This is a genomic window from Pseudomonas graminis (genome assembly GCF_001705435.1).
GTDB lineage: Bacteria > Pseudomonadota > Gammaproteobacteria > Pseudomonadales > Pseudomonadaceae > Aquipseudomonas > Aquipseudomonas graminis_B.
Genome location: NZ_MDEN01000049.1, coordinates 78,021 through 93,376, shown reverse-complemented (window position 1 = coordinate 93,376; position 15,356 = coordinate 78,021). Strand labels below are relative to the sequence as shown.

10 protein-coding genes, 3 tRNA genes and 2 pseudogenes are annotated in these 15,356 nt (G+C 61.8%); 1 reads left to right on the top strand and 14 read right to left on the bottom strand.

What is annotated here, in order from left to right; translation table 11 throughout:
- Positions 1-456, top strand: a pseudogene (locus tag BBI10_RS02390) (threonine ammonia-lyase, biosynthetic); the annotation flags it as partial.
- Positions 457-674: 218 nt separating this feature from the next.
- On the opposite strand, the gene BBI10_RS02385 reads toward BBI10_RS02390, so the two are convergent.
- The 14 genes and pseudogenes from BBI10_RS02385 to BBI10_RS02320 all read right to left on the bottom strand — a co-directional run bounded on the left by BBI10_RS02385 (position 675) and on the right by BBI10_RS02320 (position 15,268).
- Positions 675-1,553: a DUF2242 domain-containing protein gene (locus tag BBI10_RS02385; RefSeq protein WP_065986406.1), complete on the bottom strand. Its 879-nt coding sequence runs from the start codon at positions 1,551-1,553 to the stop codon at positions 675-677.
- A gap of 261 nt (positions 1,554-1,814) precedes the next feature.
- Positions 1,815-3,080, bottom strand: a complete 1,266-nt coding sequence (locus BBI10_RS02380; protein ID WP_065986405.1) for a 3-phosphoshikimate 1-carboxyvinyltransferase — start codon at positions 3,078-3,080, stop codon at positions 1,815-1,817.
- A gap of 196 nt (positions 3,081-3,276) precedes the next feature.
- Positions 3,277-3,353, bottom strand: a tRNA-Asp gene (locus BBI10_RS02375).
- 122 nt (positions 3,354-3,475) lie between these two features.
- Positions 3,476-3,552 (bottom strand) — tRNA-Asp (locus BBI10_RS02370).
- Between the two features lie 74 nt (positions 3,553-3,626).
- Positions 3,627-3,702 (bottom strand) — tRNA-Val (locus BBI10_RS02365).
- A 162-nt stretch (positions 3,703-3,864) separates the two neighbouring features.
- Positions 3,865-5,076: an O-succinylhomoserine sulfhydrylase gene (locus tag BBI10_RS02360; RefSeq protein WP_065986404.1), complete on the bottom strand. Its 1,212-nt coding sequence runs from the start codon at positions 5,074-5,076 to the stop codon at positions 3,865-3,867.
- Between the two features lie 21 nt (positions 5,077-5,097).
- A complete protein-coding gene (gene purF / locus BBI10_RS02355; RefSeq protein WP_065986403.1) occupies positions 5,098-6,606 on the bottom strand; it encodes an amidophosphoribosyltransferase in 1,509 nt (502 codons plus the stop codon).
- Between the two features lie 12 nt (positions 6,607-6,618).
- Positions 6,619-7,206, bottom strand: coding sequence for a CvpA family protein (locus BBI10_RS02350; RefSeq protein ID WP_065986402.1), 588 nt, complete (start codon positions 7,204-7,206; stop codon positions 6,619-6,621).
- A gap of 331 nt (positions 7,207-7,537) precedes the next feature.
- Positions 7,538-8,242 (bottom strand): SPOR domain-containing protein, encoded by a 705-nt coding sequence (locus BBI10_RS02345; protein WP_065986401.1) that lies wholly within the window; start codon positions 8,240-8,242, stop codon positions 7,538-7,540.
- Positions 8,226-9,532: pseudogene (gene folC / locus BBI10_RS02340) on the bottom strand (bifunctional tetrahydrofolate synthase/dihydrofolate synthase). Before folC ends, BBI10_RS02345 begins: the two are co-directional and overlap by 17 nt.
- Positions 9,529-10,449, bottom strand: coding sequence for an acetyl-CoA carboxylase, carboxyltransferase subunit beta (accD, locus tag BBI10_RS02335; RefSeq protein WP_065986414.1), 921 nt, complete (start codon positions 10,447-10,449; stop codon positions 9,529-9,531). Before accD ends, folC begins: the two are co-directional and overlap by 4 nt.
- Before the next feature lie 284 nt (positions 10,450-10,733).
- Positions 10,734-11,354, bottom strand: coding sequence for a phosphoribosylanthranilate isomerase (locus BBI10_RS02330; RefSeq protein WP_065986400.1), 621 nt, complete (start codon positions 11,352-11,354; stop codon positions 10,734-10,736).
- A 59-nt stretch (positions 11,355-11,413) separates the two neighbouring features.
- Positions 11,414-12,238: a tRNA pseudouridine(38-40) synthase TruA gene (gene truA, locus BBI10_RS02325; protein WP_065986413.1), complete on the bottom strand. Its 825-nt coding sequence runs from the start codon at positions 12,236-12,238 to the stop codon at positions 11,414-11,416.
- Positions 12,239-12,451: 213 nt separating this feature from the next.
- A complete protein-coding gene (locus BBI10_RS02320) occupies positions 12,452-15,268 on the bottom strand; it encodes a FimV/HubP family polar landmark protein (RefSeq protein ID WP_065986399.1) in 2,817 nt (938 codons plus the stop codon).
- Positions 15,269-15,356: the final 88 nt, after the last annotated feature.

The following is a 15,356-nucleotide window of genomic DNA, read 5'->3' as shown; positions in this document are numbered from 1 at the left end:
ATCACCGAATTCAACTACCGCTACCACACCGACCGCGAGGCGCACATCTTCGTCGGCGTGCAGACCCACCCCGACACCGCCCCTCGCAAAGCCCTGATTGCGAGCCTGACAGAACAGGGTTTCCCGGTGCTGGACCTGACCGACAACGAACTGGCCAAGCTGCACCTGCGGCACATGGTCGGCGGGCATTCGGAGCGGGTCAGCGATGAAGTGGTACTGCGCTTTGAATTCCCCGAGCGGCCGGGTGCGCTGTTCAATTTCCTGAACAAGCTGGGCGGGAAATGGAATATTTCGATGTTCCACTACCGCAACCACGGTGCGGCGGATGGCCGAGTGGTGGCGGGATTGGTGGTGCCGGAGGATGAGCGGCATCTGGTGCCGCAGGCGCTGGCGGAGATCGGTTACCCGTACTGGGACGAAACCAGGAATCCGGCTTACAAGCTGTTTTTGGGGTGATGCGGCTACGAATGACACCGAAGATCTGCAGGCCCAGTGCACCCTTGTGGGAGCGTGCTTGCTCGCGAAGAGTTGAGTACAGCCATTAAATCTCCAGTGGCCGAAATGCCCTCTTCGTGAGCAAGGTGGAGCGCCACCCCGGTCACTCCCACAGCTTTTGCGTTTGCTGCACGTGCGATGTCAGCACGCGGGACCTCTGCTGGGAATTAGCAGATGACTCACTGCGCCGGCGTTGATTCTACCGCTGGCGCAGCGCTCGGCTCGGTGGTCGTTGCCGGCGCAGGCGTTGTGGCAGGCGCGGCCTCGGCAGGCGCCGCTGTTTCGGTTTTCAACGGTTCCGCCTCGGCAGGCGCAGGCATCGGCTCGCTGCTCTGCTCGGCAGCGGCCGCAGGTGGGGTCGCAGGGGTCGCGAGTGGCGCTGGTGCGACGGGCGTAGTGGGTGCAGGCGCCGCTGCAGCAGGTGCAGCGGCCGGCTTTTGCTCCGTCAACGCCGCCGGCTTGCCTGGCACCGGCTCAGGCATGCCCAGATCGGTTTTAGGCTTCTCTTCAATGTGTGCAGCCTTCTTTAGTTCAGGCGGCAGGAAATTTTCCACCAGCGCGAAGAAGCGATCATAGAACTTGGGCGACGCCACGGTTTCACTGGCGACCTTGACCATCGAGTCGTCGGTCGAACCAATCGGCATCGAGACCGAGCCCAGCACGCCGACCCCCAGGCTGGCGGAGTTATTGACCTTCTTCAACGCATAGCGATCCTGCAGCGCATTGGCGAACATCGTGGTCCGTTTATCAGCACTGCCGTCCGGCGCACACACCACGTTGAAGCTGATCTCCATGTGGGTTTCGCCGGTTTGCTGAAAGCTCTTATGGCCGCTGATCACTTTGGGATCGCTGCTGGTAATGATGTAGCCCTGACTCAGCAGCGCCCTTCGGGCCGCTTCGCAGGTGGCGGCATCCGAGACCGGGTAGCTGCGGGAGAATGTCCCGGCATCGTCGAAATTCTCATGCTCATAGACCGTCGGTTTCTTCGACGAGCAGCCTGCGGCAGCCAGCAGGGTGATGACCCAGCATGCGGTACGAAAGCTCAGTAATTTAGGCATCAAACATCCTGGGGCAATTGGTCGACTGAAAGTGGACCGGAGAAAACGCCGGTAAGTCTGCAACAAGCCTGCCATGGGATCAACGCAGAGTTTGCAACCGTGTGGATACATCGAAACGGCAACCGTGAACGGGGCCTGTACGCGTGGGCCTGTCAGGGCAGCGCAGGTTGCGCTGATCAGACTGAAACGGGGTCGGAAAAGTCGCCCCACCGGGCCTGGCGTCCATCAGTCGACGGCTGCAGGCCCGGCATGCCCTGCGCCTCAGACCTCGCCGTGCACCAGTTTCACCCCGAGGAACTCCAGCGCCCGCCAATAGCCGGGGTAGGTTTTGCCGACGCACTCCGGATCCTGAATCCGCACCCCTGCCACCTTCAGACCGGCCAGCGCGAAACACATGGCAATGCGGTGGTCGGAATGGGTATTGATCAGCGCGTGACTGCTGGTGCCCGCCAGACTCGGATCAGCGGCAACCAACAGATCGTCGCCCTCTACCGAGGCCAGCCCGGCCCGAACCTGATTCAGGCCATCGTGCAGCGCCTGTACGCGATCGCATTCCTTGACCCGCAGGTTGGCCAGGTCAACGAAGCGCACAGGCGTCTCGTTGAAGGCCGCCAGCACCGCCAGCGTAGGAATCGCGTCCTGCATCTGTGAGCCGTTTATGACCGCAGGCATCTTCGGAAACTGCGCGATCACTTCCATGGCCTTGGCGTCTGGCTGAGTGAACGCCTCCCCCGCCACGCCCAGGTCGATCTTGCCGCCGGTCAGCGCCTCGGCAGCCCACAAATAGGTTGCGGCCGAGGCGTCGGGCTCGATCTGATAATCGCAGGCGGTGTAACCCGTCGGTGCAACGCGCCACAACGCGTCATCCAGCACCTCAACCTCGGCACCGAACGCGCGCATGCAGGCGATGGTCAAGTCGATGTAACCGCGCGCGCCGATTTCCTTGCCGGTCAGCGCCACTTCAATCGGTGCATCGCCACAGGCCGCCACCATCAACAGCGCGGAGACGTACTGACTGGACAGGCCGCCGTCGATTTCGAAGCGTTTGGCGGTGATCAAACCCGTCCCGTGCACCGCCACCGGAGGGCAACCGGTGGCGCTTTCCGCGATCAGGCCGCCTTTGCGTAGCGCCTCCAGCAACGGGCCGATCGGGCGCTTCTGCATGTAGTGATCGCCGTCCAGCGTGACGCTGCCATTCACCGTGCCGACCGCCGCTGTCAGGAACCGCACCGCCGTGCCGGCATTGCCGAGGAACAACGCGTCCTGGGGGACTTCAAGTTGCCCACTGCTGGTGACGACGAAGCTGGTGTCGTCCGGCTCTTCGATGGTCACGCCCATTTGCCGCAGGGCGTTGGACATATGGCGGGTGTCGTCGCTTTTCAGCGCGCCGCGCAAGTGGCTGGTGCCCTTGGCAAGGGCAGCCAGGAGCAGCGCGCGGTTGGTGATGGACTTCGAGCCGGGCGGCGACACATGGCCCGTCAGCGGTACGCCCGGCGGGATGACAGTGATGGTTTGGTTCATGCCCATGGTCCAGCTCTCCAAATTCGAAATCAGGCACCGCACAGCGCCGCGTTAACAGCCGGCGATCATGGCATTTATCGCCGAGCTCTGCAGCATCCAGCGCGACAGGCGAAGCGTTCGCCAAATCGCAGGCACAAAAAAAGCGATCCTGGGATCGCTTTCTCTGTTGCTTCAAGGCGTTCAAGGGCCTCGAAGCGATGTATGGCGCAGCGGACGGGACTCGAACCCGCGACCCCCGGCGTGACAGGCCGGTATTCTAACCGACTGAACTACCGCTGCTTGTCGCACAGACTTTCATCTGCTTAACGCTGTTGAAACCGACCCTTAGGGCAGCTTCGTAAAACACTGAATGAAAACCTAGGCTTTCAATCTCGAACCGGGAAGACCCGATTCGGAAAATATGGCGCAGCGGACGGGACTCGAACCCGCGACCCCCGGCGTGACAGGCCGGTATTCTAACCGACTGAACTACCGCTGCGCATTGCGTGGACTTTCGTCCTGCTGAATCTCAGTATCCTTCAGCGTCTGGTGTTGCTGTGAAACACTCAACGATGGTGGGTGATGACGGGATCGAACCGCCGACCCTCTGCTTGTAAGGCAGATGCTCTCCCGGCTGAGCTAATCACCCTTGCTTCGCTGAGGCCGCGAAATTTACGCAGGTGATGAACCTAAGTCAATAGCCTGCTTGAAGTTTTTTTAAAAAGAGCCATTTTTCGCAGCAAGCACGAAGCTGCACATCGCAAACAAAAAAGCGAGCCCCAGGGCTCGCTTTCGTGTTCGGACACCCTGCTTACAAGGCAGCCAGACCCCGTGCGAGATCCGCTTGCAGGTCTGCGACGTCCTCCAGCCCTACCGCGACGCGGATCAGACTGTCACGAATGCCGGCCGCCTCACGCTCTTGCGGAGACAGCCGACCGTGGGAGGTGGTGCTCGGATGAGTAATAGTGGTCTTGGTATCGCCCAGGTTCGCGGTGATCGAGATCAATCGCGTGGCATCAATGAAACGCCATGCGCCGTCCTTGCCACCCTTCACCTCAAAACTCACCACCGCGCCGAACGCCGTCTGTTGACGCTTGGCCAATGCATGTTGCGGGTGACTCTCGAGACCGGAGTAATGCACCTTCTCGATGCCCTCCTGCTGTTCAAGCCACTGCGCCAGTTCCAGAGCGCTCTGGCAATGGGCACGCATGCGGATTTTCAGGGTTTCGAGCCCCTTGAGGAACAGCCAGGCGTTGAACGGGCTCAGGCTCGGGCCAGCAGTGCGCAGGAAGCCGACGACTTCTTTCATCAGCTCGCTACGACCGACCACCACGCCACCCATGGCGCGGCCTTGTCCGTCGATGAACTTGGTCGCCGAGTGCACGACCACGTCCGCCCCCATGCGCAGCGGTTGCTGCAGGGCCGGAGTGCAGAAGCAGTTATCGACCACCAGCAGCGTGCCCTTGGCGTGGGCGATTTCCGCCAGCCCGTTGATGTCGACCAGCTCCGCCAACGGGTTGGAAGGCGATTCGACAAACAGCATTTTGGTGTTCGGCTTGATCGCCGCGTCCCAGCCGGACAATTCGGCGAGGGGGACGTAATCGACCTCCACCCCGAAGCGTTTGAAATACTTTTCAAACAGGCTGATGGTCGAACCGAACACGCTCTTCGACACCAGCACGTGGTCGCCGGCGCTGCAGAAGCTCATCACCGTGGCGAGGATGGCGGACATCCCCGTGGAGGTCGCCACCGCCTGCTCGCCGCCTTCCAGCGCGGCCATGCGCTCTTCGAACGAGGCCACGGTCGGGTTGGTGTAGCGCGAATAGACGTTGCCGGGGATCTCACCGGCGAAGGTCGCGGCCGCCTCGGCTGCCGTGCGGAACACGTAGCTGGACGTGAAAAACAGTGGATCGCTGTGCTCGCGTTCCGGCGTGCGGTGCTGACCGGCACGTACCGCGAGGGTGTCGAAACCGACGCCCTCGAGATCGCTGTCCAGTCGACCGGCATCCCATTCCTGAGTCATGCCGCCTGCTCCTTGTCTGGATTAATTATTGTACAGATCGATGATCGCGCTCACCGCCTGAGTCTTGACCTTGGAGGCGTCGTTGCGCGCCTGCTCGATCTTGTTCAGGTAGTGCTCGTCGATGTCACCGGTCACGTACTTGCCGTCGAAGACCGAACAGTCGAAGTTGTCGATCTTGATCTTTTTGCTGCCACTCACCGCCTCGATCAGGTCGTTCAGGTCCTGATAGACCAGCCAGTCGGCACCGATGAGGTCGGCCACGTCCTGGGTGGAACGGTTGTGAGCGATCAGCTCGTGGGCACTCGGCATGTCGATGCCGTAGACGTTGGGGAAGCGCACAGCCGGGGCCGCGGAACAGAAATACACGTTCTTGGCGCCGGCTTCGCGGGCCATCTGGATGATCTGCTTGCACGTGGTGCCGCGAACGATGGAGTCATCCACCAGCATCACGTTCTTGCCACGGAATTCCAGCTCGATCGCGTTAAGCTTCTGGCGCACGGATTTCTTCCGCGCGGCCTGGCCCGGCATGATGAACGTGCGGCCGATGTAGCGGTTCTTGACGAAGCCTTCGCGGAATTTCACGCCCAAGTGGTTCGCCAGTTCCAGCGCCGCCGTACGGCTGGTGTCCGGAATCGGGATGACCACGTCGATGTCGTGATCAGGACGCTCGCGCAGGATCTTGTCGGCCAGCTTCTCGCCCATGCGCAGACGCGCCTTGTAGACCGAGATGCCGTCGATGATTGAATCAGGACGCGCCAGGTAGACGTGCTCGAAAATGCACGGGGCGTATTTCGGGTTGGTGGCGCACTGGCGGGTGTGCAGCTTGCCGTCCTCGGTGATGTACACCGCTTCGCCCGGGGCGAGGTCACGAATCAGGGTGAAGCCGAGCACGTCCAGGGAAACGCTTTCGGACGCGATCATGTACTCGACGCCTTCGTCGGTGTGACGCTGACCGAAGACGATCGGGCGGATGGCATCCGGGTCGCGGAAGCCGACAATGCCGTAACCGGTGATCATCGCCACGACCGCGTAACCGCCACGGCAACGCTTATGCACGTCAGTGACGGCCGCGAAGATGTCTTCTTCGGTCGGTTGCAACTTGCCGCGCACGGCCAGCTCGTGGGCGAACACGTTGAGCAGCACTTCGGAATCGGAATTGGTGTTGACGTGGCGCAGGTCGGATTCGTAAATCTCCTTGGCCAGTTGCTCGACGTTGGTCAGGTTGCCGTTATGCGCCAGGGTGATGCCGTAAGGCGAGTTGACGTAGAACGGCTGGGCTTCGGCCGACGTCGAGCTGCCCGCCGTTGGGTAACGTACGTGACCAATGCCCATGTGCCCGACCAGGCGCTGCATATGGCGCTGGTGGAACACGTCACGAACCAGACCGTTGTCCTTGCGTAGAAACAACCGGCCGTCATGGCTGGTCACGATACCGGCAGCGTCCTGGCCGCGGTGCTGGAGGACGGTGAGCGCGTCATAAAGCGCCTGATTGACGTTCGACTTGCCGACGATACCGACGATGCCACACATGCGACACAACCCCTACTTAGTGGAACTGGATTTACCGAGCACTTCCGGCGGCGTTGTAGGCGGCAGGAGGTGATCCTTGAACGGGATGTCAACAGGTACGCTGACTCCGCTGGCTAGCCACTTGCTGGACATCCCGAGAATCAGGTTTTTCGACCAGTCAGCGACCATGACAAATTGCGGGAGCAGCCTCGACTGCTGCCACCATTGATCCTGTTGCACCGGGCCCAGGCTCAACAGCCCGACCGCAACGACAACCAGCAAGGCTCCGCGCGCCGCGCCGAAGACCATGCCCAGAAAACGATCGGTCCCGGACAGCCCGGTGACGCGAATCAGTTCTCCAATCAAAAAGTTGACCATGGCGCCGACCAGCAGTGTGGCGACGAAAAGAATGGTGCAGCCCGCAATCACGCGCGCCGAAGGTGCTTCGATGTAGTTGACCAGATACTGGGCCAGCGATCCGCCAAACATCCAGGCGACGGCACCTGCGATGATCCACGTCAGCAAGGACAATGCTTCTTTGACGAAGCCGCGCTTGAGACTGATCAAAGCGGAGATGGCGACAATTGCAATGATCGCCCAGTCAACCGGAGTAAATGACACGTCGCAGCCTACAGACTGATAAGGCGGCGGATTTTAGCAGAGCACTCGCCTGCCGGTAAGCAGCGATTGCGGATGAAGGGCATTTAAGGCGAACTATTGGACTTTGTTGGGGATCGGCCGGGGTTAAACCCGAAATCGATGGCGTCAGATCGTGCCCCTTCCCGGCTCCTTCCCGGCTGAAGCCGGTCCTACAACGGCACCGCGGACATTTCGTAGGACCGGCTTTAGCCGGGAAGGCGTCAGTTGCCACACTGCGAGATGGAGAGTGACTGATCCGGCCCCTTCCCGGCTGAAGCCGGTCCTACTGAGGGAAAGCGTCGGCCGGGGACGCTTACTTACGCTCCGGCTGGAAACGCACAACGATGCCTTTGATCTTCTGCTGTTTTTCCAGCGTGTCACGCAGACGATCAGCTTCGACGCGTTCGATCACCGGGCCGACGAAGACGCGGTTCACGCCATCGGAGGTGCGGATGTAGGCGTTGTAGCCCTGAGTGCGCAACGTCTTCTGCAGATTGTCGGCATTGGCGCGGTTGGAAAGGCTCGCCAGCTGTACCGCCCAGGTGACCGACAAACCATTGGCATCGACCCGGCTGGTCTCGGCTGCCGGTGTGACAGGCGCTGCCGCTTGAGCGGGTGCCGGCGTCGGTGCCGGAGCAGGCTTCGCGGGCGCGGTCTGAACGGGTTTCGGCGCAGCAGCCACAGGCTTGGAAGGCGCAGGGGCAATGGGCATGGACGGCGGCTGTTGACTGGTGCGCTGCTGAACGGGCTGGGCAGGACGCGCGGACTGAGCAGGCTGCGTCAGCTCGTCATCGCTTGGCACCGGCTCCTGCGGCAATGGCTGCTGTTCAGGCACGCTGACGGGTTCGACCTTGATCTGCGAGGTGGCCGGCGCTTGCGGCGCGGCAGGCGCATCGACCTGAACACGGCGGGCTTCGTCCTGACGCGAAAACAGCATCGGCAGAAAAATCACCGCGATGGCAATCAGCACCAATGCCCCAACCATCCGCTGTTTGTACGCTTTATCCAGCAAAGCCATGTGTCACTTCCTCCGTGACGCGCCAGCAAGCCATTCCAGGGCTTCGGCTACGCAGTAAAAAGACCCGAACAGAACAATCTCGTCGTCGGCTGTCGCGTGGGCGCACTGAGCTTCAAGTGCCAGCGCGATACTCGGGTGAGACGTCACGCGAGCGCCAAGGTTCTGCAACGCCTGTTCGATCTCTTGCGCCGGACGGCTGCGCGGCGTTGGCAGCGGTGCGAGGGCCCAACTGCTGAACGTCTCGCTCAGTTCCGCCAGAACGCCCGGCAGGTCCTTGTCACTGAGCAAACCGAACACCGCCAGACGCTTGCCCGCCACCGGTCGCTGATTCAGGCGCTGGGCGAGAAACGTTGCTGCATGGGGGTTGTGGCCCACGTCCAGCAGCAGGCTTAGGGATTTCCCCTGCCAGTCGATGCTGCGACGGTCAAGGCGACCGGTGACGCGCGTATTGACGAGCGCATCGCGAAGGGTCGACTCATCCCACGGCAAATCCAGCAGCAGGTAGGCCTGCAGCGCCAGCGCGGCGTTCTGCATGGGGAGGTCGAGTAACGGCAGCGAATGCAGTTCGATTGTGCGGCCCTGTGCATCAGTGCCCGACCAGTCCCACCCCGTCGCGTTGATCTGCAGATTGAAATCGCGACCGCGCAGCGACAGCGGGCAATGCAGTGCCTGCGCTTTGTCGAGCAACGGCTGCGGCGGATCAAGATCGCCACACAGTGCAGGCCGTCCCTCACGGAATATCCCGGCCTTCTCGAATGCCACGGTCTCACGGGTATTGCCGAGGAATTCCGCGTGGTCAACGCCAATGCTGGTGACCAGCGCCATGTCGGCGTCGATCAGATTGACCGTATCAAGCCGCCCGCCGAGACCGACTTCCAGCACGACCGCATCCAGCCCGGCCTGCTCGAACAGCCAGAAGGCTGCCAGCGTGCCCATTTCGAAATAGGTCAGGGAAATGTCGCCGCGGCCGCGCTCGACCACCTCGAACGCCGCGCACAGCGCGGCGTCGGTGGCTTCGACGCCCTGCACCTGCACACGCTCGTTGTAGCGCAGCAGGTGCGGCGAGCTGTAAACGCCGACTTTCAGGCCATGGGCCTGCAACAAGGAAGCAACGAATGCGCAGGTCGAGCCTTTGCCGTTGGTGCCGGTGACCGTGATCACTCTGGGCGCCGGCCGGGTCAGGCCCATCTGAGCTGCCACCTGCTGCGAACGCTCCAATCCCATATCGATGGCCGATGGGTGCAGGTGTTCCAGATAGCTGAGCCAGTCGCTCAACGAGCGTGCGGTCATAGGTTCGCCGGAACAGGCGGTACAACGATCGGCTCAACTGTCGGCGCCACGAATTTCGGCGTCGGCAGCCCCATCATCTGGGCCAATACGTTACCGAGACGCTGACGCAGTTCCTGACGGTGAATGATCATGTCGATCGCGCCGTGGTCGAGCAGGAATTCGCTGCGCTGGAAACCTTCCGGCAGCTTCTCGCGCACGGTCTGCTCAATGACGCGAGGGCCGGCGAAGCCGATTAGGGCCTTTGGCTCGGCGACAATGATGTCGCCCAGCATCGCTAGGCTGGCAGAAACACCGCCGTAGACCGGGTCGGTCAGCACGGAGATAAACGGCAGGCCCTCTTCACGAAGACGCGCCAGCACGGCCGAGGTCTTGGCCATCTGCATCAGCGAGATCAAGGCTTCCTGCATGCGCGCACCGCCGGATGCGGCGAAGCAGATCATCGGGCAGCGGTTTTCCAGCGCGTAGTTGGCAGCTTGCACGAAGCGCTCACCCACCACCGCACCCATCGAGCCGCCCATGAAGGAGAACTCGAATGCGCTGCACACCACCGGCATGCCCAACAGGGTGCCGCTCATGGAAATCAGCGCGTCCTTTTCACCGGTCTGCTTCTGTGCCGCGACGAGGCGATCCTTGTACTTCTTGCCGTCGCGGAATTTCAGACGGTCCACCGGCTCCAGATCAACGCCGATCTCCTGACGGCCTTCGGCGTCCAGGAAGATATTCAGACGGGCGCGGGCGCCGATGCGCATGTGGTGGTTGCACTTCGGGCAGACGTCCAGGGTCTTTTCCAGCTCCGGGCGATACAGCACCGCTTCGCAGGACGGGCACTTGTGCCACAGACCTTCGGGCACCGAGCTCTTCTTGACCTCGGAACGCATGATCGAAGGGATCAGTTTGTCTACCAACCAGTTGCTCATGCTTTCTTTCTCCAGTACCGATGGCTCGAACGCGATGGCAATAGGTGCCATGCGCATGCCCTTAAACCAATGTCATGTAAGGTGCTGCGAAATGCCGTACAACGATCGGCGCGAAGCCTGACCTGCCGAGACAACACTCGCAAACACCCCTCTCAACTTCCATCACGAGACGCAAGACGTCTTCGCTCAATCAATTCGGCCACGCGCATCAGCGGATGGCAGGCTAGTGGACGGCGACCGTTGGTCCGCCGTCACATCCCAGCCGATGTTGCCGGGCAAACGACCTAGGCGCCGTGTACTGCACTCATGAACGCACGGATCTTGGCGTGATCCTTCAGGCCTTTGGATTTCTCCACCCCGCCACTCACGTCCACGGCGTAGGGATGCACCTGCGCAATGGCCTGGGAAACGTTGGCCGAGGTCAGCCCGCCGGCGAGGATCACCGGCTTGCTCAAATGTTTTGGAATCAGCGCCCAGTCGAAGGTTTCCCCCGTCCCGCCCGGAATGCCGGCGACATAGGTGTCGAGGAGGATGCCGCAAGCGTTGGCGTAAGCATCGCAAGTGGCCGCGATGTCGTCGCCGGCCTGGACACGCAGCGCTTTGATGTACGGGCGGCTATAGCCTTCGCACTGCTCCGGGGTTTCATCGCCGTGAAACTGAATGAGGTCGAGGGGAACGACATCGAGCAGTGCTTTCAAGTCAGCGCGCTCTGCATTCACGAACAGGCCGACAGTGCTGACGAACGGCGGCAGCGCGGCAACGATTGCCTGGGCCTGTTCAACCGTCACGAAGCGCGGACTTGGGGGGTAAAACACCAGCCCGATGGCATCGGCTCCCGCGTCAACGGCGGCCAACGCATCTTCTATGCAGGTAATCCCGCAGATCTTGCTGCGAACGGCTGACATGTAGTGGAGACCTCAAGCCTTGCGAAAGTCACGGATGGTAGCAAATGCAGTCACCCGCGTCAGCCGTCCAGTTCCGTGAAGCCGGTGAGAAAATGCGGGCCGATGTAGCGATCCGGTAACGGGAACTCGTCGCGGTATTCCACCTGAACCAGATACAGGCCGAAAGGATGAGCCGTCACACCGCCGGTGCGTCGAACCCGACTTTCCAGCACCTCCCTCGCCCACTCGATTGGCCGCTCCCCTGCCCCGATGGTCATCAGCACACCGGCAATGTTGCGCACCATGTGATGCAGAAAGGCATTGGCGCGGACATCAATGACGATCATCTTGCCGTGGCGGGTGACGCGCAAATGATGAAGCTGCTTGATCGGCGATTTGGCCTGGCATTGACCGGCACGGAACGCGCTGAAATCGTGGGTGCCGACCAGATACTCGGCCGCCAGCGCCATGCGTTCGGCATCCAGCGGGCGATGGTTCCAGGTGATTTCCTGGCCCAGGTGCGCCGGACGGATCTGATCGTTGTAGATCACATAGCGATAACGTCTGGCGATGGCCTTGAAGCGCGCGTGAAAATGCGCGGGCATGACCTTGGCCCAAGTCACACTGATGTCATGGGGCAGATTGATATTGGCGCCCATGGTCCAGGCTTTCATGCTGCGCTCGGCCTGGGTATCGAAGTGCACCACCTGACCGCACGCGTGCACACCGGCATCGGTGCGCCCTGCGCACATCAGCGACACCGGCGAATCCGCAACTTTCGACAGGGCGTTTTCCAGCGTTTCCTGGACGGTCAGCACACCGGTCAACTGGCGCTGCCAGCCGCTGTAGCGCGAGCCCTTGTATTCCACGCCCAGGGCGATTCTGGAAAAACCTTCGGCCGCCAGTTCGGCTGCCGCTGTTTCTGCCTCGGTGTCTGTAGTTGCCAAGAGCTTAAAGCCTGTCGATGTGCGCAAGGGCGGCCATTATACGGATCGAAAAAAAAGACGCCATCGGCAGCGCCCACTGGTGAACCCGCACGCACGCGAAAAGCCGGAGGGCCCGACCCGGAAACGCAAACGACCGCCGAAGCGGTCGTATTTTTGCAGCGGTGTATACCGTCAGACGAGGCGCGACAGCATGTCCCGCGCCTCCGTCTTCTGGCCATCGTCACCTTCGGCCACCACCTCATCAAGAATGTCGCGAGCGCCGTCGGCGTCACCCATCTCGATGTACGCCCGGGCCAGGTCCAGCTTGGTGGCCGCTTCATCGGTACCGGACAGGAAATCGAATTCCGGCTCGTCATCCGCCAGCAGCGCATCGTCTTCCGTGAAACGAGGCGACGCGTCCACCGGCTTGTCCAGCGCCGTGTCGAACGGCTTGGCAATCGGTGGCTGTTCCAGGCTCTGGGAGAGACGGTCCAGCTCGGCATTCACGTCGTCGATTTCGGACGCAAATGCCTCGGACGCTTGCTCGGTCTCCATTTCGTCCGCCAGGGAGAGGTCGAAATCGGCAGGCAACTCAATGTCGTCTTCCGGCCCCGGCTTGTCGGCGCCCAACGATGCAGGCTGTTCGAACGGGGGCAGATCACGCAGATCGTCCTCCATCCCCAGCAAATAATCGTCTTCGGCCTTCAACGCCGGCTGATCTTCCGCCAGGTTGAGGTCGAAATCGTCCAGGTCGGCGGGCTCAGCAGGGCCGGATGTCGCCTGTTGTTCGCGCAGAATCGCGTCGAAGTCCAGGTCATCAGACGCCGATCCGGCAAACGGCGCATCCAGGTCCAGATCGTCGAGGGCGGCGGTGTCCTGCGCCGCAGCGCGGGTCGGCGCAGCAGCAGGCGATTCGCTGTCCAGATCATCAAGGCTCAGGTCAAAGGCGTTGTCGAACTCTTCGTCCAACGGCACTTCGGTCACTGTTTCTGCCACCGAAGCTGGCTGCGCCGAGACCTCAGCTTCGTCGTGAAGCAGGTCCTCGACGTATTTTGCGTCCATTTCCGCCGCCAAAGCCGCTGTGGCCGCCACCCCTGCTACCGCCGCAGCTGCTGCTGCCATGGAAGGATAGCGGGATTTCAGCTCTTCGACTTCAGCGTGGTTCTTTCCCGTGGCCACCAGTTGCCGCTCCTGCGCGACAAACCCGGATTTGTTGTCCTGCTCGGCATAGACCTCCATGAGCTTGAGGCGCAGATCGCTGCGCTGCGGCTCATGCTTGATGGCCTCTTCAAGAACGGCAGCAGCCTGATTGCTCCGGCCGTAAGCAATGTGGATTTCGGCCTGAACGAGCGCGTCAGCCGGGTGCTCGCGGACCGGCTCGGCGACGGTCGGCGCCGGCGGCGTCTTTGCGTTGGGCACCGGCGCCTCCAGGCCTTCAAAGCTGCTGGCAGGCATATCCATGTCGGACGCGAAGTCCGACTCTTCGGCCAACGCACGCGCCATCTGGCGATGCCGTTCGGCTTCGATCAGCGCATTGCGTCGGCGAGCCATCAGCAACAGAAGCAGCAGCAAGACCAACAGCGCGCCGCCACCGATCAGGCCCATGAGCATCGGACTGGCCAGAATCTTGTCGAGGGCGCTGCGGTTATCTTCATCGGCCACCGGCTCGGTCGGTACGATCAGCGCTTGATCAGGCGTTGCACTGGTCACCGCCGCACCGTCAACCGGCAATGCGTCTTCGGGCGCGATTTCGTCAGGCGCCTTCCCGGCAACATCAGGCGCCGCTGCATTCGGCACCACCTGAGCCTGCATCGCCGGGTTGGCGGCGTTGTTGGGGTTGGTCACGCTGTTGGGGCTGACAGCGGGATTGGCAGGATTGGCGGCATCAATGGGCGGCGGAACCGCTGCGCCGGACGCCTGCATTTTCGCCAGTTGGTCATTCTTCAGCTGAATCAGGCGCTGCAGTTTGTCGACCTGGCTTTGCAGATCAGTCATGCGGCTCTTCAGCTCGGCATTGTCCCGACGCGTGGTGTCCAGGCTTTCCTGAGTAGTCGCCAGCTGGTTGCTGATGTCGGCGTTGTCGCCGGCTTTGCCCTTCGCTCCAGCTTTACTGGCAGAGACGAGGCTGAGGTTGTCCTTGGCGTCGATCTGTGACGGCGCTGCGCCCGCACGGTCGCGACGGGTGGCATCGACCTGACGCGCGCCGCTCGGCAGGCGTCGGCCTTCGCGCCAGGCACGATTCTGCTCGGCCACTTCGGCCACCGCGCGAGGCTGAGCCAGCGCCGTTGACTCCTGCGGCGACGGCAGACGCAACACCTGGCCTTTTTTCAGGCGGTTGATGTTGCCGGCAATAAACGCATCAGGGTTCAACGCCTGAATCGCCAGCATGGTCTGTTGCACAGTGCCGCCATTTTTCACGCGCGCGGCAATTTCCCACAGCGTGTCGTTATTGGCGGTGGTGTATTGGGTGAACGTGGGTTCCGGGGCAGGCGCTGGAGTTGGCGTCGAAGGTGCCGCGGCTGGCGTCTCGGCGGCAGGTGCCGGGGCAGGTGCGACGCTCGGTGCTGTCGACGGCAATTGCGCGGCGGCCGCAGCGGCCTGTGGCGAGAATTTTGGCGGGTCCAGCAACAGGCTGTACTCGCGCAGCGCCCGGCCGTTGGGCCAGAGCACTTGAACGAGGAATTTTACGTAGGGATCGCGGATAGGCTTGGTGGAGGTAATGCGCAACACACTCTTGCCGCCGGGATTGACGACCGGGGTAAAAGTCAGGTCATCCAGAATCGCCACCCGGCCAACGCCGGCCTGAGCGAATTCCGCAGAGGTCGCCAGACTCGGCACCACCTGGGAGGCATTGAGGTCCTGCACTTCTGTCAGCTCGATTTCGGCCAACAACGGCTGATTCAGGGTCGACTTCACGGTCAGACCGCCGAGGCCGAGCGCTTGTGCCATTCCCGATGACAGCGCCGAAGCCGCAGCGATTGCTAAAACGAGTTTACGAACCTGAACCATAGCCCATCCCTTGTTTGAAAATTCCCCGGCAATCGCGAAGATAATGCCTGCTCGGGTGTAAGGCGTATCGACACGCCGCAGCTAGAAT

What these genes read in the sequence shown, in the direction of transcription:
- BBI10_RS02345 (WP_065986401.1), bottom strand. Translation starts at nt 8,242, where the DNA reads ATGGCTTTGCTGGATAAAGCGTACAAACAGCGGATGGTTGGGGCATTG.
- BBI10_RS02360 (WP_065986404.1), bottom strand. Translation starts at nt 5,076, where the DNA reads ATGACTCAGGAATGGGATGCCGGTCGACTGGACAGCGATCTCGAGGGC.
- BBI10_RS02380 (WP_065986405.1), bottom strand. Translation starts at nt 3,080, where the DNA reads ATGGGCATGAACCAAACCATCACTGTCATCCCGCCGGGCGTACCGCTG.
- BBI10_RS02385 (WP_065986406.1), bottom strand. Translation starts at nt 1,553, where the DNA reads ATGCCTAAATTACTGAGCTTTCGTACCGCATGCTGGGTCATCACCCTG.
- BBI10_RS02320 (WP_065986399.1), bottom strand. Translation starts at nt 15,268, where the DNA reads ATGGTTCAGGTTCGTAAACTCGTTTTAGCAATCGCTGCGGCTTCGGCG.
- purF (WP_065986403.1), bottom strand. Translation starts at nt 6,606, where the DNA reads ATGTGTGGCATCGTCGGTATCGTCGGCAAGTCGAACGTCAATCAGGCG.
- accD (WP_065986414.1), bottom strand. Translation starts at nt 10,449, where the DNA reads ATGAGCAACTGGTTGGTAGACAAACTGATCCCTTCGATCATGCGTTCC.
- BBI10_RS02330 (WP_065986400.1), bottom strand. Translation starts at nt 11,354, where the DNA reads ATGTCAGCCGTTCGCAGCAAGATCTGCGGGATTACCTGCATAGAAGAT.